This window comes from Mycobacterium sp. DL592, assembly GCF_011694515.1.
Taxonomy (GTDB): domain Bacteria; phylum Actinomycetota; class Actinomycetes; order Mycobacteriales; family Mycobacteriaceae; genus Mycobacterium.
In genome coordinates, this window is sequence record NZ_CP050192.1 from 4,661,769 (window position 1) to 4,680,085 (window position 18,317).

The window sequence follows — 18,317 nt, forward strand, 5'->3', positions numbered from 1 at the left end:
CTAGACGACCGTCAGCGGAAGCGAGCGCCGCTCCTCGAATTCGAAGGTCGCTCCACCGCTGAACTTGGTGACCTCGACTTCGGGCGCGACTTTGGCTGCGGTGTCGGACTTTTCGAACTCCGCTGTCCAGTCGTCGGCCGTGCCGGTGATGCGCACGGCGATGTGCGGGTCGATCGCCGTGGCGATGGCCTGCAACGGCTCGACCGAGGCCGGCGAGCTCAGCGAGATCCAGGCGCCGTCCTGATGCGCCGGCGAGGGGTGCACGTGCAGCCGGCCGCCTTCGATCTCGGCGACGACGTAGCCCGCCGGGTTCAGCAGCGGATGCAACTCCAGCACCTTTGCCAGACCGTCGAAGTCGTTGGGCAACTTGAGGGCTCGCTGGATCCGTTCGGCGGCCACCCCGGCGATGCCGATGAGCTGCTTGGTGCAGATCTGGGTGGCCAGGTCGGTGTTGTCCCCGGCGCGGGCGCGCACCGCGATACCGAACGACAGGTTGAGCAGGTGCATCTGCAGCACTACCTCGTCGGCGATACGCACCAGGGCCGAATGCGAGAACGCGGTGAAGTCGACGTCGGACAGCAGCGGCCCGGAGTAGTCGGCCTGGCCCTCGTCGCTGGGATCGATCTCGTCGAGCTGCCATGTGGCGGCTCGACTTTGTGCCACGATGTCCAGCGCGGGGATGCTGCCGGCGTCGGGGTAGGACTCGTCGATGATGACCGTCCACGCGCAATGCGGCTGGCGATCGGCAGGGGTGCGCGGCGGGCGGTGGATCGGGCGGACCTGCGCCTTGGGGTTGGTGGCGATCGCGGTGGCGTCGAAGGTCGGGTCCTCGATGTCGTGGCACATGCCCTTGACGTAGTCGGGGCCCATCGGTTCGACGTCCATCAGGGCGCCGCAGTGGTCAAGGTGGAACTCGCCGTGCCAGCGGTCGTGGACTGTGTAGCGGAAGTCCATGAACTGCGGCGGGGCACCGATGTCGAGTTGCAGGCCCTTGAAGATCGTGATGATGTCGGTGCCCTCGTACTTGAGGGCCTTCTGCATGCGCCGGGTGTAGAGCGGGCTGGATCCGGCCCACTCCTCGATCGCGATCTGCAGCATCTCGGGGCGGCCGAAGGATTGGATGCACCACGCCATTCCGGACCGGTCGATGAGTTGGCCGATCAGCAGGAGTTCGGGTACCAGGACGGCCAGTTCGGCTCGGGACAGCTGGGCATAGCGGCTGTGCGATTCGCTCACACGCGAAACATAGTTGGCTCAATGTTATAAAGTCAACGATGTGAAGGCACTCGGCACCCCGCCCACGCGGCAGACCCAGGCGCCACGCAAACGGGGCGACGACACCCGCGCGCTGATCATCGACGAAACGGTGCGCTGCGTGGTCGAGGAGGGCTTCCAGGCCGCCACCGCCAAGCACGTCGCCGAGCGCGCCGGCGTCACCTGGGGTGTCATCCAGTACCACTTCGGTGACCGCAACGGTCTACTGATGGCCGTCGTCGACGAGGGTGTGGCCCGACTGGTGGAAGAACTCTCGGCCGCCGAGGTGGGCGATTTGGGGTTGCGGGAGCGCATCGAACTCGTCGTCGACACCGCCTTCCGTTGCTACAGCAGCCCGACGTCGTTGGCGGCGTTCGAGATTCTGCGTGCCATGCGCGGCACCCACGGCCAGAGCGGGCGTCGGCACCTGCTGGAGATCAACGACGCGATCAACCAGCTCGGCAGGCTGATCTCCGCTGACCCGGGGGTCGCCGAGGTGATCTGGTCGGCCCTGCGGGGCATGGTGCTCGTCGAGATGATCATGAACTCGCATCTGGAGTGGGAACGCGAACGTCGGCTGCTCGTCGACATGGTCACCCGCTACCTCCAGGACCGCTGAACCGCCCCAGCGAATCGCCGTTGCGCCTCTGCGTATCGGGGTGTCGGCTGTCACAGAGCGCGTCACACTCCCCTGGTCACGGCAGTGCTGTCACCAAAGTCACAGGCACAAAGTTGATTTACACGGAATTAACAAGGACCATCGAGCCGTTCCCCTAGCTGGCGATCCCGGATAGGTGAACGCCAGCAGCAAACAAGCCCCTGCAGACCCGGGGGCATAAAGAGGAGTTGAAAACAATGTCGTCGCTCGCGCGTTTTCGCAGTGACATGAAGCGGGCCATCAACCGTCGCCGCCTGCACGCACGCATCAGTGCGATGCCCCCGTCAACGGTTCGCGATGAGCTCGTCGCCATCGCCCAGCGGTACGAGAACACTCACCGCTGACCTGATTCATGACCGAAGCCGGCGTACCCCCTCGGGGTCGCCGGTTTCGTCGTCTGAGACAGCCCTACCCGGTGACGGCATCGTTGTGCTGCAATGACCGGCATGGCTGACGCGGAAGCAATCGAGGCGATCAAACAGGTCAAGTACCGCTACATGCGGGCCCTGGACACCAAGCACTGGGACGACTTCGCCGACACCCTGACCGAGGACATCATCGGGGACTACGGCTCGTCGCTGGGCGAGGAACACCACTTCACCAACCGCACCGAGCTGGTGGAGTTCATGCGCAAGTCGATGCCTGCCGGCGTGCTGACCGAGCACCGGGTGACCCACCCGGAGATCACCGTCGACGGCGACGAGGCCGAGGCCATCTGGTACCTGCAGGACCGGGTGATCGTGCCGGAGTACAACTTCATGCTCATGGGGGCGGGGTTCTACCGCGACCGCTATCGCAAGACACCCGACGGCTGGAAGATCAGCAAGACCGGATACGACCGCACCTACGAGGTGACGCAGTCGACGGAGAACATGAACTTCAAAGCGACGCCGGGCAAGGCCGTCGCGACTACTTAGCGACGGCGATCAGGGCGCCGGGCTTTAGCCAACGGATGATCTTGACCAAAGTGTCGTCATCGAGAGATACGCAGCCCGCCGTCGGCCCGCCGTCGGTGGTGTGGACGAAGAACGCGCCGCCGTTGCCCGGGATGCGGGCCTTGTTGACACCCATGACGATGGCGTGGGCGTACTGCGGGATGTAGAGATTCTCGGTACCGCTGCTGGGGTCGGTATTGAACGCGCAGTCGGCCTTTTTGCAGACCTGCATGGTGTTGTAGGTGGGGCTCTTCATGTCACCGTCCCACCAGTAGTCCGGGGTCACCTGAACGTACTGCAGGCCGCCGCCCGGGCTGGGCTGGGTGCCGAAGGCGAAGTCGAGGGTGAAGATGCCCATCGGCGTCTTCATCTCGCCATCGCGGGATTGCGGCGTCATGCCGTTGGCGCCGACGTGGGCCGGGATGCCGACGCCGACGGGTTGCCAGCCGTTGGCGCCGCGCTGCCACACGTCGATCTTGGCGGTGGCTCCGCCGGTGCTGACGACGGAGAGCACCTGGGTGGCGTTGCCGACGTTGGCCTGGAACCATGGGGTTTCGGCGAAGCTGGGGGGTGCCGAGGTCAGGGCGACGAGCGCCGCACTGAAGGCAGCACACATCGCTAGCAAGACTCGGCGCATCACTTCATGGTCCCCGTGGCGTTTCTGTGGGGTCAAGTCAAGGTTGGGCCACAGTTGGGTCTGGGCCAGCTAACGGAGGCCGTGCGGCTATGCGATAAGTGGCTCGCCCGAGCATCCGTTATTGAGCGGATTCTTGATGCGTAACACCGTGCTGATCTGCGGTAACCCGTACGTGGGGCGTTGAGCTGGCGTCAAAGGTGAATAGCGCTCCGGCAAACACAAGCGATACCATCGCCAACATGTCGCAAGCTCCTTATGGACCTGGGCCCGCTGCACCCGCACCCTGGCCTCCGCAAGGACCGCCGCCTGCGTCTGGCGGACCGTCACGGATGCCGACGATCATCGCCATAGTCATCGCGTTGATTGCCGTCGCGGTAGCGATCGGGGCCTGGTTCAGGCCGGCCCCGAAGGCGGAGGCTCCTGCTGCGAAGACCTACAGCGAGCAGGAGGTCACGGAAGCGAAGAAGGCTGTGTGCGACGCGTTTGAACAAGTCAAGAGCACCGTCAACACCGCTGGGGGAAAGTCGGGTGACAATCCCACCGATTCGTTCATCGTGGCCGTCAACATCCGCTTGGCGCTCACTACTAGCAGCAGCTATCTCGCAGACCAATTAACTGCCAATCCCGCGACTCCGGAGACTTTGGCAGAACCAATTCGCCTGCTCGCGAGTCGGTACCGCGAGATCGCAATGAGGCAAATCGCAGACGCATCAAATTCCGATCTACAGCCGCTCGCCACTGGCGCAGATAAGGACATAGAACGAATAACGGAAGCGTGTAAATGAGCGACTTCCCACCAGGCAAGTGGTCGCCGATACTAGTGGGCCACCAGTGGCCAAGTGCCGCTGCACTTCAGGTTATTGCCGGCGCGAGCGCGAACCGCGCAAAGAGTGCGTCGGACCTTGAAACCTACGCCAACCTTCTGCGTTCCACTCGAACTGGACCTCTCGGTGCGCAGGAGGGAGTCACCGCCGATGCCACACGCGATAGATTTCAATTGGGTGAGAACCTCTCCCGGGATGTCGCCGAAACGAACGCGGCCAAGGCGGGGGCCTATCGATCCGCGCATACGTGGATCTCTGACCTACGCGCGGCGCTGACAGACATCGCGTCACGAGGCAACGCCGCCATCGAAACGATCCAGGCTTCGGATGCTCCGGCCGCAATCAAGCTATCCAGGATCGTGGATGTCATCGCCGAGGCTCAGATGGACTCCAACGTCAAGGCTAGCGCCCATGCCGCGAATCTAAACTCTGCCATCCAAGGGATCCTCCTTCGGCAAGGATTCGAGCCCTCTGCAACGGAATTCGCGCGCAGTCACGGCGTAAACCTCGACCGTGCGTGGGGGTCGCCGGACAGAGACGCCATCCGCCGCGACGTAACTACGACGCTAGGCGGCCCAAACCTCGCCGAGGGGGGAACAGCCGAAGCTATCCAGCGAGGGCGGCAGAGCAACTTCGGCAACGCATCATCCCCCGGCAGCGCCTCGAACGGGGGCCCTGCTGCGTCCCAGACGGCGACCGCAATCAGTGGCGGCACAACCTCTATGGCAGGCGTCGACCGACCCGTCTCATCGACGGCATCGAACGTGAGCGCGGCGACTGCTGATTCGGGGCAGGTAAATATGCCCAACGTGTTGACCCGAGGTTCTGCAGCGCTCGGACCCAGCTCGCTCCCTCCAACTTCTCAATTGCCAACATCATCAGTCCCGGCAGGATCGCCTGGCGCAGGCGGCATTGCGGTACCTCCGCAGTCCGCAGTCTCGACACCGTCGGCCACTGCTGCACTCGGTGGCCGCGGCACCTCTCTCCCATCCGCCCCCACCAACGCCCTCTCCCCCGAAGGCTTCGCCCAGAACTTCAACGCGGGCACGCAGGCAGGCTCTCCGATGTCGGCCGGTAGCGAGGCGCTGTCCACTAGCGCGATGCACGCCATGCAACCGCAGGCCCCGATACACCCCGAAGCGATGTCCACCCCGATGGCGCCCACCACACCTTCTGCAGGTGTGCCGGTCTTCGAAACCGCCCACGCTGCAACACCTGTCGAGGCACCCGCCCCAACGCCCGTCGCCGAGGCGCCGCAGACCGTCGTCGCCGCCGCCCCGGCAGCCGCCGCGCCCGTTATTCAGCCGCCCATCGCGGCGGCTGCCGGGGGTGGGCCTTATACACATCGACAACCCTGACCGCCGCCTACACCCCAGGCCAGTTCATCCCCAAAGCCGAAGACTGCGAACCGGTGCCGATGTCCATCCGCGCCCGCCAGACACCGGCCGTCGAGGATCTCGGCTGGGAACTCGTGCAGGCCACCAAGTGGCGCGACGGCCTTCCCCGGCTGGCCCACACGCTGGCCAAAGCCACCTCGACTGGCACCGGCTACCTTGATTCCGAGGTCGAGCTGCTCCACGAACACCTCGCCGCCGTGGCCCGCCAGGTTCTGGGTGACTACCCCGACACGATCGACGCCGCTAAGGTCGGCAACTGGCAGCTGCTAGCCACCATCGACGCCCTGATCAAGGGCGAAAAGACCAGCGCCAACTACCACTTTGCCTGGTTTCAGGCCGTTAACCTGGCAGCCCGAGGGGAGGAGCGCCGATGACCGAAGGCCAGCTCGCCGCGAGCGCGGGCCACTACCTGCAGGCCAACGCGATGAACGCCCCGCCGCCTCCCATCACCTCGGACCCGCTGGTTGCCGGCGCAACCCCGATCGAACAGCTGCTCCGAGTGCTGGGCCTGGCCGCCAATCTGGGCGACCCCAAGGACAACGCCGAGAGCCTCGAAGAGCACGCCAAACGTGACGCCAAGACCGCCGAGGCCGCCGCTAAATTCCCCGCCCAGGACGAGGCCGCCTCAGCTGAGATGAAAGGCGTTGCAGCCCAAGGCGATGCCTCGCAGATGGCTCAGCAGCTGCCGCAGATGGCCTCCGGTATCGCCGGCGCACTGGCCGGTGCGATGGGTGGCGCACTGCAACCCCTGGCCCAGATTCCCCAGCAGGTCGCCCAGGGCGCGCAGCAGGCCATGCAGGCCGGCATGGGGATGATGCAGCAGGCCGGTGGCTCAGCCGCCGAGCTGGACAAGGCCAGCCTCTCCGAGCTTCCCCTGGACGAATATGGCGCGGATGCAGGCGAATTCGGGGGCGCAGGCGGCGGCGGGTCAGCAGGCGGCGGTGGCGGCGGCGGGTTCGGCGGTACCGCGCCCACCGCGATGCTCGGCCCGCCCCCGGTCCCGTCCGCCGGCACGTCACCGTCAGCCGCGCCCGCGATGGCGACATCGCCGCCCGTCACACCGACTTCGGCGTCGACCCCGGCAGGCGGGATGTCCGGCATGCCGATGGTCCCGCCCGGGGCGATGCACGGCGGCGCCGGCACCGACAAGGACGACAAGGCGGCCACCAAACGGGTGTCGGTGCCGAGCATCAGGAACGGTGCACCCGTTCAGGGCCGCATCACCGCACCGCCGCCCGCACCGCCCCAGGTGGTCAAGAAGGTCGACGGTAAGCCGGTGGCCACCAAGCGGATCGTCGTACCCAACGCCACGCCCACCGACGATCCGCCGGCCGACAACAAATAGCTACACCCAGAACTCGTTCATCGGCTGGGCATACTTGTCGTTGTTGGTCAACGGCGTTAGATTGCCCAACGCCAATTCGATGGTGCGCTGCAGGCTGTAGTGGTTGTAGTAGTCGGTGGCGATGAAAGCCCCGCCTCTCATCCCGTTCGGGTTGGTCGCGCTGGCCAGCGCTCCGGGTGACGGAATCACCACCATCACAACATGATTGCCGTCATTGCCCAGGCCCAGGGAGATGTTGTTGAAGTCCTCGTCGAAGGTGAGGAACACCGCACTCTTGGTATTGGGGTCGTTCCACAGATCCGAGCTGAACACCGTCGACAGCTGCTCCTGCATGAACTTGTCGCCCGCCGCGATGTTGTACTGGTGCGTCGTGAGCTGGCTGACCGCCCAGTTCAGGATTCCGGTCAGCGACCCCGTGGGCCCTTCCATGTTGGTGGCATCGTCACCGGCGATCCAGTTGAAGGCGGCCACCGATGTCGGATTGCCGTTGTTGAGATCGGTTTTCAGAGCGGAGATGTCGCGGATCTTCGCAGCGGTCGCCGGGTCGTTGTAGATGTCGGTGAACGCCAGGAACGGGGTGCGGTCATTCGGGGTGGTGTACCCGCCGCCGCCGTCCTGGTAGGCCGCCCACGACAGACCGTCCTGGTTGATCAGGTTGGGCTCGAGGAAGCATTTCGCGGCGCAGTTGTAGTTCAGTCCGAAGTCCGAGCCACCCAAGATCGGCCAGTAGTTCGGCATGCTCGGATGGGTCAGGGCGTAGTAGTTCTGCGCGTTTCCGTAGGCGTTGATCAGACTGTTGATGTAGGGCGCGTTCGGGCTTCCGATGATGTCGCTGGCGGAATGGTTCTCCATGTACACCAGGAAGAGGTGGTCGAGCGATCCGACATTCGAGCTCGGCACCGTCAGCGGCGCCGGAGCCACGTTGGTCGATTCGACGCTGAACGACACGTTGTCGGCGTAGGCGTTGTTGTAGTTGCCCAGAATCGGATTGAGATCCTTGAAGGTCACCACGATCTGCGCGCTGCGGGTGCCCACCGGGACGTAGCCGGTGGTGTCGCGCTCCTGAAAACCGGTTTGTAGCAACCGGTTCAGCGCGGTGACAGGTCCGACGTCGGCGCTACCGAGGTAGCCCTTGTTGGCATCGAGAAAGGTGACTTTCACCGATGCCCGGGACGGATCGATCAGGTAGCCACCGAGATCGGCACTCAACGCGAACGCCAAACCCGCCGCATTGGGGTCGGCGGTGTGATCGATCGCCGTGGCCGCCCCGCTGAGGTCCACCGTCTGCGACAGCGACGAAGTGGCCACGTTGCCGCCGCCGAAGAACTGGTTACCGCCACCTGTCGGGGCGCTCTGCGGGAAGCTGAGGAACGCAGGAAGCGTCGGTCCCTCGGTTCCCAACAGACCCGGCAGGCGTCGCAGCGTGCCGTACTGGATCACCGTCGGCGTTCCCGTCACCGACCAGCCAGGAATGGTCACCGAGCTGTACCCGGACAACGACGGGTCACCTACTTCCGCGCCCGAGTTGACCACCAGGTTGCCGCTGCTGAGCACCGGGGCCGGGGTGGTCACGACGGCCGCGGTGGTGAGCAGGCCGCCGGAGGTGATTCGCGCGCTGTGCCCGACCTCGCGGCGGACCACCTCGGTGACGGCGGCGGCCACGGCCTGGGCCGGGGTCGCTGGATCCTGGGGACTGGGGCTGGCACCGCCGGCCACATAGGCCTGGGCGATCGTCTGGTGCGACGAGGCACTGGCACCGTTGTGCGCCGCCCCGCTACTGCGCGCCGAACTTCCGTGGGTGCTCGACGAGCCCGAGGTTCCGGTGTCGGCGTTACTGGCCGGCGCGGTGGCGGCAGCGATCGCAAGTCCCACCCCGAGGGCCACTGCCAAACCGCCGACCCGGCCGACATACCTGGCACCACTCATCACTGTTCCCTTCGCCGCGTCAGTTCTCCTGCGATTGGACACCCCCAACCTTGGGTTCGCGCCAGAATTGACGACCGTGTCTGAAACCGACCCGGCTACGTTGGGTTGATGAGGTCGCGAAGCTTGCTTGACGCCCAGGGCATCCGTCAGATCACGGGCGGACTGGGAACCCTGGACCGCGAGGTGTTCGAAGCGGTCGCCGAATCCCCCAGTGTTCTGCTGGACAAGGCCATGCCGATCCTGACGCGGGCGGCCGACCACTCGAAGCTGTGGCTGGGCATCGCGGCGGCCCTGACTGCGACGGGCTCGCCGTCGGTGCGCCGCGGTGCCGGCCGGGGCGTGGCGACGCTGGCGGTCACCAGCCTGCTGACCAATCAGGTGGCCAAGAGGGCGTGGAAACGTCCCCGGCCCAATGGCGCCCTGGTGCCGTTGGTGCGGCGGGCCCGCCGGATGCCGACGTCGAACTCGCTGCCGTCGGGGCATTCGGCCAGCGCCGCGGCATTCGCGGTCGGCGTCGGGCTCGAAAGCCCGCCGCTGGGGCTGGGGCTGGCGCTGCTGGCCGGGCTAGTCGGCCTGTCGCGGGTGGCCACCGGGGCCCACTATCCGGGCGACGTGTTCGCCGGCTTCGGGATCGGCGCGGCAATCGGGGTGCTGGGTGGACGGCTGGTGCCGCCCGTCGTCCCGGCCAAGCTGCCGTCCACCGAGCCGCTTGTCGTCGACGCCCCGCCACGACCCGACGGCGCCGGGGTCGTGCTGGTCGTGAACCCCGCCTCCGGCAGCGGCAACGGCGCGCGGGTAGTCGACGAGGTCCGCGCGAAGCTGCCCAAGGCCGAGATCGTCGAACTCGGCGAGGACGACACCCCGGAGTCGGTGCTGCGCGAGGCCGCCCAACGCGCCGAGGTGCTCGCCGTCGGGGGCGGCGACGGCACTGTGGCGTGCGCAGCGGCGGTCGCGGTCGCCGCCGGGCTGCCGTTGGCGGTGTTCCCGGCCGGCACCTTCAACCACTTCGCCAAGGACATCGGCTGCGACACCGTCGAGCGCACGGTGTCGGCGATCCGCGCCGGCAGCGTCTCCCGTGTGGACCTGGTGTGCCTCAACGAGGACCAGACGGTGATCAACACCGCGAGTATCGGGGCCTACCCGAGGTTCGTGCGCACGCGCGAGAAGCTCGAGCACAAGATCGGCAAACCGCTGGCCGGGCTGTACGCGATGCTGCACACCCTGCGCCGCGAGCAGCCGGTGCGTATCCGCTACGACAACAAGACCCTGCAGACCTCGCTGTTCTTCCTGGGCAATTCGGTCTACCTGCCGTCGGGGTTCGCCCCGGCGCGGCGCACCAGGCTCGACGACGGGCTGCTCGACGTCCGCATCCTGGAAACCGGCCGCCGGCTCAGCCGCCTGCGCATCCTCAGCGCGCTGGCGTTGGGCCGACTCGAACGCAGCCCGCTCTACCACGAGATGCAGGTGCCGCAGTTCTCCTTCGAAGCGGTCGACGGCCCCACTCCGGTGGCCCGTGACGGGGAGGTCGGCAGCACCTACGACAAGGCCAGCTTCACCGCACAGTATCGAGCGCTGCCGGTGTTCCGCCCGCTGCCGTGAGCGGCCGAGGCGGCACCAGCCGCACGCACAACAGGTAGAACAGGAATCCCAGCGCCCATCCGGCGACGACGTCGGACGGGTGGTGGACGTTGAGCACCACCCGGCCCACGCCGACCAGGACGATCAGTGCCACCCCGATCAGCGCGAGCGGCAGCCGTAGCCGCCCCGCCACCGGCCACACGATGGTGAGGATCGCCAGCACACCGACCATCACGCCCAGGGCGTGCCCGGACGGGAACGACGACGAGGTGGCCTCGGTCATCGCCGTGACCGGCCGGGGCCGGCCCGCGATCGTCTTAGCGGTTTCGGTGACGAAACCCATCAAGCCGACGCTGACCGCCAGGAACAACGCCGTCCGCATACTGCCGCGCAGCACCGCGATCACGATCCACACCAGGGCGATCACCCGAAAACCGGTGGGGCCGAACACGGTGCAGAATAACTGCCAGGAGAACACCCAGCGAGGGCGGCTGATACCGAAGTCGTAGAACACCCGCAGCGACACGGTGTCGACGGTGTCCAGCCACGCCCAGTTCTGGACGTAGCCGATCCACATCGCGGCGTAGACAATCACCGCACCCACGGCCGCGATGACCACCCAGCGGGTTCTCGAAGTCATCTCCGCGAGGGTAACGCCGCGGCGGAAATCCCAGCTCGGAACCGCTGTGGCGTTACGCTCGGCGCACGGGGCGGGGAAAACCCAGGTAATCGGCCGGAGTGAAACCCTTGCCCCAGACGGCCGGCTCAGGGCAGCCTCGCACCCCGAGGCAAGGTTGAACCGGCAGAATCGAATGGAGGCATCCCGCGTGAGCGAGCCGCAACAGGACAACGTGCTGATCGTCCACTGGCATGACCTGGGCCGCTCCCTGGGCGTCTACGGCCATCCCGGAATCTCCAGCCCACGCCTGGACCAGCTCGCCGCCGACGGCATCCTGTTCACCCGCGCCCATGCGACCGCACCGCTGTGCTCGCCGTCGCGCGGATCACTGTTCACCGGCCGCTACCCGCACAGCAACGGTCTGGTCGGGCTCGCCCATCACGGCTTCGAGTACCGGCCCGGAGTGCGTACGCTGCCCCACATCTTGCACGAAAATGGTTGGTATTCAGCTCTTTTCGGTATGCAGCATGAAACCTCCTTCCCCGCGCGGCTGGGCTTCGACGAGTTCGACGTCTCCAACTCCTACTGCGAGTACGTGGTGCAGCGCGCTCAGGAGTGGCTGGTCGACAGCGCACCCATTGAGGAGGGCATTCCCTTCCTGCTCACCGCCGGGTTCTTCGAGACGCACCGGCCCTATCCGCGGGACCGCTACGAGCCCGCCGACACCTCCGACGTCGAGGTGCCCGACTCGCTGCCCGACACCCCCGAGGTGCGCGGCGACCTGGCCGAGTTCTACGGCTCGATCGCCGTCGCCGACGCTGCCGTCGGGCGCCTGCTCGACACGCTGGCCGAGACCGGCCTGGACCAGAGCACCTGGGTGGTGTTCATGACCGACCACGGCCCGGCCTTCCCGCGCGCGAAGTCCACCTTGTACGACGCGGGCACCGGCATCGCCTTGATCATCCGGCCGCCGCTGCGACTCGGCCGTCCCGCGCAGGTCTACGACCAACTGTTCAGCGGTGTCGACCTGCTACCCACTCTGCTGGAACTCGTCGGCATCACCCCGGGCGATGACGTCGAAGGCCTCTCGCACGCCGCCAATCTGGTTGGTGCGCAGGATGATCGACACGAGGTCCGCGATCACGTCTACACCGAGAAGACCTACCACGACTCGTTCGACCCGATCCGGGCGATCCGCACCAAGGAGTACAGCTATATCGAGAACTACGCGCAGCGCCCGCTTCTGGACCTGCCGCTGGACATCGAGGAGAGCCCGTCGGGGCAGGCGGTCGAGCCGCTCATCACCACGCCCCGGCCGCCCCGTGAGCTCTACGACCTGGTGGCCGATCCGACCGAGACGACCAACCTGCTCGTCGGTGAGATCACCGACGATGCCGAGAAGGTCGCCGGCGAACTCGCCGCCCGACTCAACGACTGGCGCCAGCAGACCGGCGACGTCATCCCGTCGGATTTCGCCGGGACCCGCATCGCGGCCCGCTACACCGAGACGTATTTCCAGATCAACGGCATCACGTTGACCAGCCGCTCGGCCATCGCCACCGAGCGTGGCATCGATGATGAAGTTGGCTTCGCGCAATGATTTTCGTCAAGGCGAGTTAAACCAGGCCCTCGAAGCACGGTGCCGAATGTGCCGTTAGGCTCTGCCCATGCCAGACCCCGCGTCCGCATACCTGGTGCTCGCGTCGCAGCGCAGCGGCAGCACATTGTTGGTCGAGTCGCTGCGCGCCACCGGCGTGGCCGGTGAGCCGGCTGAGTTCTTCCAGTACCTGCCGACCACCAGCATGTCGCCGCAGCCGAGGGAGTGGTTCGCCGACGTCGAGGACGACTCGATCCTGCGGCTGCTCGACCCTCTGATCGAGGGCAAACCGGACCTGGCGCCGGCCGAGATCTGGCGTGACTACATCCGCACCGTCGGCCGCACCCCCAATGGCATCTGGGGCGGCAAGCTGATGTGGAACCAGACGCCCCTTCTGCTCAGCCGCGCCAAGGATCTCCCTAACCGCTCCGGGTCGGGGCTGCTGTCGGCCATCCGTGACGTGGTGGGCAGCGATCCGGTGCTGATCCACGTCTACCGTCCCGACGTCATCTCGCAGGCCGTGTCGTTCTGGCGGGCCGTGCAGACCAGGGTCTGGCGCGGTCGCCCGGACCCGGTGCGAGACGCCAGGGCCGAATATCACGCCGGCGCGATCGCGCACGTGGTGAAGATGCTGCGCGCCCAGGAGGAGGGGTGGCGCAGCTGGTTCATCGAGGAGGACGTCCACCCGATCGACGTCCCCTACCCGGTGTTATGGCGCAACCTGACCCAGGTCGTGGCGGAGATTCTCGAGGCGCTGGGCCAGGATCCGCGGCTGGCTCCGCCCCCGGTGCTGGAACGCCAAGCCGACCAACGCTCCGACGAATGGGTGGACCGCTACCGCAGCGACGCAGAACGCGACGGCCTGCCGACGTGACATCACCGAATCCACCCGTCGACACCACCCACGTCGACGAACTGCGGCTACTCGAATCCGAGTCGGTCCACATCATCCGCGAGGTGGTCGCCGAACTCGAACGGCCCGTGCTGCTGTTCTCGGCGGGGAAGGACTCGATCGTCCTGCTGCGGCTCGCCGAGAAGGCTTTTCGTCCCTCACCGCTGCCGTTCCCGGTGTTGCACGTCGACACCGGGCACAACTTCGACGAGGTCATCGAGTTCCGCGACCGCAGAGTCGCCGACCAGGGACACAAACTGATCGTCGCCTCGGTGCAGGAATCGATCGACACCGGCCGGGTCGCTGATCCGGGCCCGGGCGCATCGCGTAACCGTCTGCAGACCCGCACCCTGCTCGACGCGCTGGAGGCCGGCGGGTTCGATGCCGCATTCGGCGGTGCGCGGCGCGACGAGGAACGCGCGCGCGCCAAGGAGCGGATCCTCAGCTTTCGCGACGAGTTCGGTCAGTGGGACCCCCGGGCGCAACGGCCCGAGCCGTGGTCGCTGTACAACGGGCGGATCCGGCGGGGTGAACAGGTTCGGGTATTCCCGCTGAGCAACTGGACCGAGCTGGACATCTGGCGCTACATCGCTCTGGAGAACCTCGAGTTGCCGTCCATCTACTTCGCCCACGAACGCGAGGTTTTCGAGCGCGACGGGATTCTGCTGGCGGTCTCGGAGTACGCCCGCCCCGAGGGTTCCGAGCAGTCGGCGGTCGAATGGGTTCGGTACCGCACCGTCGGTGATCTCACCATCACCGGCGCGGTCCGCTCCACCGCCACCGGCATCGACGGCGTCATCGGCGAGATCTCCGCTGCGACGGTATCCGAACGCGGCGAGACCCGCGCGGATGACCGCACCTCGGCGGCAGCCATGGAAGACCGCAAACGCGAAGGCTACTTCTGATGTCCATCACCGTGACACGGCAGCTGTTACGCATCGCCACCGCCGGATCCGTCGACGACGGTAAGAGCACGCTGATCGGCCGGCTGCTTCACGACACCGACAGTCTGCCGCTCGATCACCTGGAAGCGGTGACCGACGACGAGGGCGTGGCCGACTTGGCCGCCCTCTCCGACGGCTTGCGCGCCGAACGCGAACAAGGCATCACCATCGACGTCGCGTACCGGTTCTTCTCCACGGATACCCGCAGCTACATACTCGCCGACACCCCCGGACACGAACGCTACACACGCAACATGTTCACCGGGGCCTCCAACGCCCACGTGGCAATCCTTCTGGTCGACGCCCGCGCGGGAGTGTTGCGTCAGACTCGCAGACACGCGCGGATCGCCAAACTCGTTGGGATCAAGCACTTCGTGGCAACGGTGAACAAGATCGACCTCGTCGAGTTCGACCAGGAGCGCTTCGCCGAAGTGGAGCGGGAACTGCGTCAGCTGTCGGCGCGGCTGGGTGGTCTGGGCCTGACCGTCATCCCGATTGCGGCCAAGCATGGCGACAACGTCGTCCATCCTTCGCAGCGCACACCGTGGTACGCCGGGCCGACGTTGCTGGAGTACCTCGAACATCTGGAACTCGCGGCGCCGTCGCCGGAGTCGGAGCGGCTGCGCCTGCCCATCCAGTGGGTGTCCCGCCCGACTGCGGATCAGCGTCGTCGTTACACCGGACGGCTTTCTGCCGGAACCCTCAGCGTGGGGGACGCTGTTGTCTCGCTGCCTGCCGGCACCCGCTCGGTGGTGACGGCACTCGACGCGCTCGACGACGCCCGCACGACTGCCGTTGCGCCACTCTCGGTTTCGGTCGAGCTCGCCGACGACATCGACATCGGTCGCGGTGACGTTCTGGTCAGCGGACTCGACAACGCACACCTACCGGTGCTCGCACGTGAACTCGACGCGACCGTGTGCTGGTTCACCGACACGCCGCTGCGCGCGGGCGACCGGTTGGCGCTCAAGCAGGGAACCCGCACGGTCCGCGCCACTGTCCAGGCACTGCACAGCCGCCTCGATCCGGAGACGCTCGACGAACTCGACGGGCCGGTGGAGCTGGCCATCAACGACATCGGCTCGATAACGCTTCGAACCAGCTCGGTCGTCGTGGCTGATACCTACCTGGACAACCGTGACAACGGGGCCTTCATCCTCATCGACGAGCACTCGAACGACACCGTTGGTGCGGGAACGATCCTGGAGCCGCGCGAGGTCAAGCCCGGCGAGCAGACCCGCAACGACATCAAGTGGCACCCGTCCTCCCTGGACCGCGACCACCGTTGGTCCGCAACACAACAGCGCGGCGCCACAATCTGGTTCACCGGGCTCCCCGCCTCCGGAAAATCCACCCTGGCGGTCGCGGTAGAGCGTGCGCTGGTGGAGTCCGGCCAGGTGGCCTATCTCCTCGACGGCGACAACATCCGTCACGGCTTATCTGATGACCTGGGCTTCTCGGCCGGTGACCGCGCGGAGAACATCCGCCGAGTCGGCCACCTGACGCGGCTGTTCGCCGACGCCGGCGTCGTGGCGCTGGCCTCACTGGTGTCGCCGCTGAAATCGGACCGAGAGATCGCCCGCGCGCTGAACAAGGCAGCCAAACTGCCGTTCATCGAAGTATGGGTAGCGACCCCACTGGCCGAATGCGAGAAGCGGGACCCGAAGGGCCTATACAAGCGTGCCCGCTCCGGTGAGCTCAAAGGTCTCACCGGTCTGGGTGCGCCCTACGAGCCACCCGAGGACGCCGACCTGGTCGTGGATACCACCGGAGCCGACATCGACGAGCTGGTGGGGCGCGTGCTCGAAGTACTCGATCGCAAGCGTCAGCTCCCGACCTGAGCCGGTTACTCACAGCGACTTCCCAGTCAGGTACGGCACCGTAGTGCGGTGACTTTGCGTTGGCCACGCTTCGCGCTGCTGGGCCTGCTGGCCGCGACTGCCGCGCTCTACCTGTGGAACCTGCCGATCAACGGTTACGGCAACACCTTCTACGCAGCGGCCGCACAGTCCGGCGCCACGAGCTGGAAGGCGTGGTTCTTCGGGTCGCTGGATCCCAACAACTTCATCACCGTCGACAAACCGCCGGCCTCACTGTGGGTCACCGGGCTCTCGGTCCGGCTGTTCGGGATGAACAGCTGGGCCGTGTTGGTTCCCCAAGCGTTGATGGGGGTAGCCGCCGTCGCCGTGCTGTACGCGACCGTGCGCCGCACCCTCGATGACCCGACCCGGGGCGCGATTGCCGGCTTGATCGCCGGGGCCGTCCTGGCCGTCACGCCAGCCGCAACCCTGATGTTCCGTTACAACAACCCCGACGCGCTCATGGTGCTGCTGATCACCGTGGCGGCGTACTTCCTGATCCGGGCGGTGCAGACAGCGTCATGGCGGTGGCTGGCGCTCGTCGGGGTGGCGTTGGGTTTCGCGTTCCTGACCAAGATGCTCGCGGCACTGCTGGTGCTGCCCGCCTTCGCGCTGGCCTACCTGCTGTTCGCCCCGACCACACCGGCACGCAGGGCACTGCACGTTGCGGGAGCCGTTGTTGCCCTTGTTGTTTCGGGCGGTTGGTGGGTTGCGGTCGTCCAGCTGTGGCCGGCCGGTTCACGGCCTTACATCGGCGGATCCACCGACAACAACGTGCTCAACCTGGCTTTGGGCTACAACGGGGTCGACCGGATCGTGGGCGGCGGCGATCGCGCCCACCCGGCGGACGCGCATCCCGGCGGCTGGGGCACCCACGCGGGGCTTGCACGGCTGTTCTCCGCGGAGATGGGTTACGAGATCTCATGGCTGCTGCCCGCCGTCATCGTGGCGATCGGCGCCGGGACGTACTTGGCCGTCCGGGGTCGGCTGACCGACATCGAGAAAGCCGCCCTGGTGATGTGGACCGCATGGTTCGTGGTCAGCGCGGCGGTGTTCAGCTATATGAGCGGCATGGTGCACCCGTACTACACCGTCGCGCTCGCGCCTGCCATCGGCGCGCTGATCGGTCTGGCCGCGGTGTGGAGCAGACCGGCCGGTGCCGTAATGGCACTGTCGGCGGCCGCGTGGAGCGTGGCGTTGTTGCACCGCGCCCAACTCGGACCGGTGTGGAGCCGCTGGGCGATCGGGATCGCCGCGGCCGCCGGGGTGATCGCATTGCTGGCCGCCCTGTGGCGATGGCCGCGCCTGACCCCGGTGGCGGCGGTGATCGCCCTGCTGGCCGCCTTGGGAGGGACCGCGATGTTCTCGGTGGCCACCGCGGCGACGCCGCATAACGGGTCGATTCCCAACGCCGCCCACACCGCCACCGTGTGGCCCACCGTGGGGCAGCGGTTCGAGGAGACGGTGATGATCGGCGCGGGTTCGGCCCACGTCGACCCACAACTGGGCGACTTGTTGCGCGCCACCCGGACCACCTGGTCGGCGGCCACGCCGGGCTCGCAGGCGGCAGCTTCCCTGGAGGTCGCCACCGGCACGGCGGTGATGGCGATCGGCGGGTGGAGCAACGACCCTGTCCCCACCCTTGACCAGTTCATTGCGGCGGTGCACGCCGGCAAGATCAGTTACTACATCCTCAGTGGGCGGCTGGGCAGTCACGACCCCAACGGTACCGACATCGCGCGCTGGGTGGCCAGTCACTACCCGCCCGTGAAAGTCGGGGGGACAACGGTGTTCCGGCTGTCGTGACCCGTCCGGGCCGCTAGCATCCGGACGGGGGCTGACAGCACTGAAG

General features: G+C 66.7%; 16 protein-coding genes. 12 read left to right on the top strand and 4 right to left on the bottom strand.

Features of this window, described 5'->3' with window-relative positions; genetic code table 11:
- On the bottom strand, positions 1–1,236 hold the full coding sequence (locus tag HBE64_RS22485) for a hypothetical protein (RefSeq protein WP_167107394.1): 1,236 nt from the start codon (positions 1,234–1,236) through the stop codon (positions 1–3).
- 40 nt (positions 1,237–1,276) lie between these two features.
- Here HBE64_RS22485 and HBE64_RS22490 point away from each other — a divergent pair, with 40 nt between their 5' ends.
- Together HBE64_RS22490 and HBE64_RS22495 are read left to right on the top strand one after the other, a co-directional pair.
- Positions 1,277–1,873: a TetR/AcrR family transcriptional regulator gene (locus tag HBE64_RS22490; protein WP_167107397.1), complete on the top strand. Its 597-nt coding sequence runs from the start codon at positions 1,277–1,279 to the stop codon at positions 1,871–1,873.
- A 476-nt stretch (positions 1,874–2,349) separates the two neighbouring features.
- Entirely contained in the window at positions 2,350–2,829 is a 480-nt protein-coding gene (locus HBE64_RS22495) for a nuclear transport factor 2 family protein (RefSeq protein WP_167107400.1), read from the top strand.
- Here the strand turns inward: HBE64_RS22495 and HBE64_RS22500 are convergent.
- Positions 2,822–3,484, bottom strand: coding sequence for a L,D-transpeptidase (locus HBE64_RS22500; RefSeq protein WP_167107403.1), 663 nt, complete (start codon positions 3,482–3,484; stop codon positions 2,822–2,824). The two genes, HBE64_RS22495 and HBE64_RS22500, sit on opposite strands and share 8 nt — an antisense overlap.
- Positions 3,485–3,813: 329 nt before the next feature.
- Here HBE64_RS22500 and HBE64_RS22505 point away from each other — a divergent pair, with 329 nt between their 5' ends.
- The 4 genes from HBE64_RS22505 (at position 3,814) to HBE64_RS22520 (ending at position 7,050) form a co-directional block, all read left to right on the top strand.
- Positions 3,814–4,269 (top strand): hypothetical protein, encoded by a 456-nt coding sequence (locus HBE64_RS22505; protein ID WP_167107406.1) that lies wholly within the window; start codon positions 3,814–3,816, stop codon positions 4,267–4,269.
- A gap of 1,103 nt (positions 4,270–5,372) precedes the next feature.
- The gene (locus HBE64_RS22510) at positions 5,373–5,666 is read left to right on the top strand and encodes a hypothetical protein (RefSeq protein ID WP_167107409.1); all 294 of its coding nucleotides are present in this window, start codon (positions 5,373–5,375) and stop codon (positions 5,664–5,666) included.
- 59 nt (positions 5,667–5,725) lie between these two features.
- Positions 5,726–6,079, top strand: a complete 354-nt coding sequence (locus tag HBE64_RS22515) for a DUF5631 domain-containing protein (RefSeq protein ID WP_243841715.1) — start codon at positions 5,726–5,728, stop codon at positions 6,077–6,079.
- Positions 6,076–7,050, top strand: a complete 975-nt coding sequence (locus tag HBE64_RS22520) for a hypothetical protein (RefSeq protein WP_167107415.1) — start codon at positions 6,076–6,078, stop codon at positions 7,048–7,050. Before HBE64_RS22515 ends, HBE64_RS22520 begins: the two co-directional genes overlap by 4 nt.
- On the opposite strand, the gene HBE64_RS22525 is transcribed toward HBE64_RS22520, so the two are convergent.
- Positions 7,051–8,976, bottom strand: coding sequence for an alkaline phosphatase family protein (locus HBE64_RS22525; RefSeq protein ID WP_167107418.1), 1,926 nt, complete (start codon positions 8,974–8,976; stop codon positions 7,051–7,053).
- 108 nt (positions 8,977–9,084) lie between these two features.
- On the opposite strand from HBE64_RS22525, the gene HBE64_RS22530 reads away from it, so the two are divergent.
- Positions 9,085–10,575, top strand: a complete 1,491-nt coding sequence (locus HBE64_RS22530) for a bifunctional phosphatase PAP2/diacylglycerol kinase family protein (RefSeq protein ID WP_167107421.1) — start codon at positions 9,085–9,087, stop codon at positions 10,573–10,575.
- On the opposite strand, the gene HBE64_RS22535 is transcribed toward HBE64_RS22530, so the two are convergent.
- Positions 10,529–11,194 carry a phosphatase PAP2 family protein gene (locus HBE64_RS22535; RefSeq protein WP_167107424.1) on the bottom strand — a complete coding sequence of 222 codons (666 nt, stop codon included), beginning with the start codon at positions 11,192–11,194 and terminating at the stop codon, positions 10,529–10,531. The two genes, HBE64_RS22530 and HBE64_RS22535, sit on opposite strands and share 47 nt — an antisense overlap.
- 187 nt (positions 11,195–11,381) lie before the next feature.
- Here HBE64_RS22535 and HBE64_RS22540 point away from each other — a divergent pair, with 187 nt between their 5' ends.
- The 5 genes from HBE64_RS22540 (at position 11,382) to HBE64_RS22560 (ending at position 18,271) form a co-directional block, all read left to right on the top strand.
- Positions 11,382–12,773 carry a sulfatase gene (locus tag HBE64_RS22540; protein WP_243841425.1) on the top strand — a complete coding sequence of 464 codons (1,392 nt, stop codon included), beginning with the start codon at positions 11,382–11,384 and terminating at the stop codon, positions 12,771–12,773.
- Positions 12,774–12,840: 67 nt separating this feature from the next.
- Positions 12,841–13,644: a Stf0 family sulfotransferase gene (locus HBE64_RS22545; RefSeq protein WP_167107430.1), complete on the top strand. Its 804-nt coding sequence runs from the start codon at positions 12,841–12,843 to the stop codon at positions 13,642–13,644.
- The gene (cysD, locus tag HBE64_RS22550) at positions 13,641–14,567 is read left to right on the top strand and encodes a sulfate adenylyltransferase subunit CysD (protein WP_167107433.1); all 927 of its coding nucleotides are present in this window, start codon (positions 13,641–13,643) and stop codon (positions 14,565–14,567) included. The genes HBE64_RS22545 and cysD overlap by 4 nt, the downstream gene beginning before the upstream one ends.
- Positions 14,567–16,447, top strand: coding sequence for an adenylyl-sulfate kinase (gene cysC, locus HBE64_RS22555; RefSeq protein WP_167107436.1), 1,881 nt, complete (start codon positions 14,567–14,569; stop codon positions 16,445–16,447). The genes cysD and cysC overlap by 1 nt, the downstream gene beginning before the upstream one ends.
- 48 nt (positions 16,448–16,495) lie before the next feature.
- Positions 16,496–18,271, top strand: coding sequence for a glycosyltransferase family 39 protein (locus HBE64_RS22560; RefSeq protein ID WP_167107439.1), 1,776 nt, complete (start codon positions 16,496–16,498; stop codon positions 18,269–18,271).
- Positions 18,272–18,317 lie beyond the last annotated feature (46 nt).

Excerpts from the sequence above, each read along its gene's own strand:
- HBE64_RS22495 (WP_167107400.1), top strand. The coding sequence starts at position 2,350 with ATGACCGGCATGGCTGACGCGGAAGCAATCGAGGCGATCAAACAGGTC.
- HBE64_RS22500 (WP_167107403.1), bottom strand. The coding sequence starts at position 3,484 with ATGCGCCGAGTCTTGCTAGCGATGTGTGCTGCCTTCAGTGCGGCGCTC.
- HBE64_RS22505 (WP_167107406.1), top strand. The coding sequence starts at position 3,814 with ATGCCGACGATCATCGCCATAGTCATCGCGTTGATTGCCGTCGCGGTA.
- HBE64_RS22510 (WP_167107409.1), top strand. The coding sequence starts at position 5,373 with ATGTCGGCCGGTAGCGAGGCGCTGTCCACTAGCGCGATGCACGCCATG.
- HBE64_RS22515 (WP_243841715.1), top strand. The coding sequence starts at position 5,726 with ATGTCCATCCGCGCCCGCCAGACACCGGCCGTCGAGGATCTCGGCTGG.
- HBE64_RS22520 (WP_167107415.1), top strand. The coding sequence starts at position 6,076 with ATGACCGAAGGCCAGCTCGCCGCGAGCGCGGGCCACTACCTGCAGGCC.
- HBE64_RS22525 (WP_167107418.1), bottom strand. The coding sequence starts at position 8,976 with ATGAGTGGTGCCAGGTATGTCGGCCGGGTCGGCGGTTTGGCAGTGGCC.
- HBE64_RS22530 (WP_167107421.1), top strand. The coding sequence starts at position 9,085 with ATGAGGTCGCGAAGCTTGCTTGACGCCCAGGGCATCCGTCAGATCACG.
- HBE64_RS22535 (WP_167107424.1), bottom strand. The coding sequence starts at position 11,194 with ATGACTTCGAGAACCCGCTGGGTGGTCATCGCGGCCGTGGGTGCGGTG.
- HBE64_RS22545 (WP_167107430.1), top strand. The coding sequence starts at position 12,841 with ATGCCAGACCCCGCGTCCGCATACCTGGTGCTCGCGTCGCAGCGCAGC.
- cysC (WP_167107436.1), top strand. The coding sequence starts at position 14,567 with ATGTCCATCACCGTGACACGGCAGCTGTTACGCATCGCCACCGCCGGA.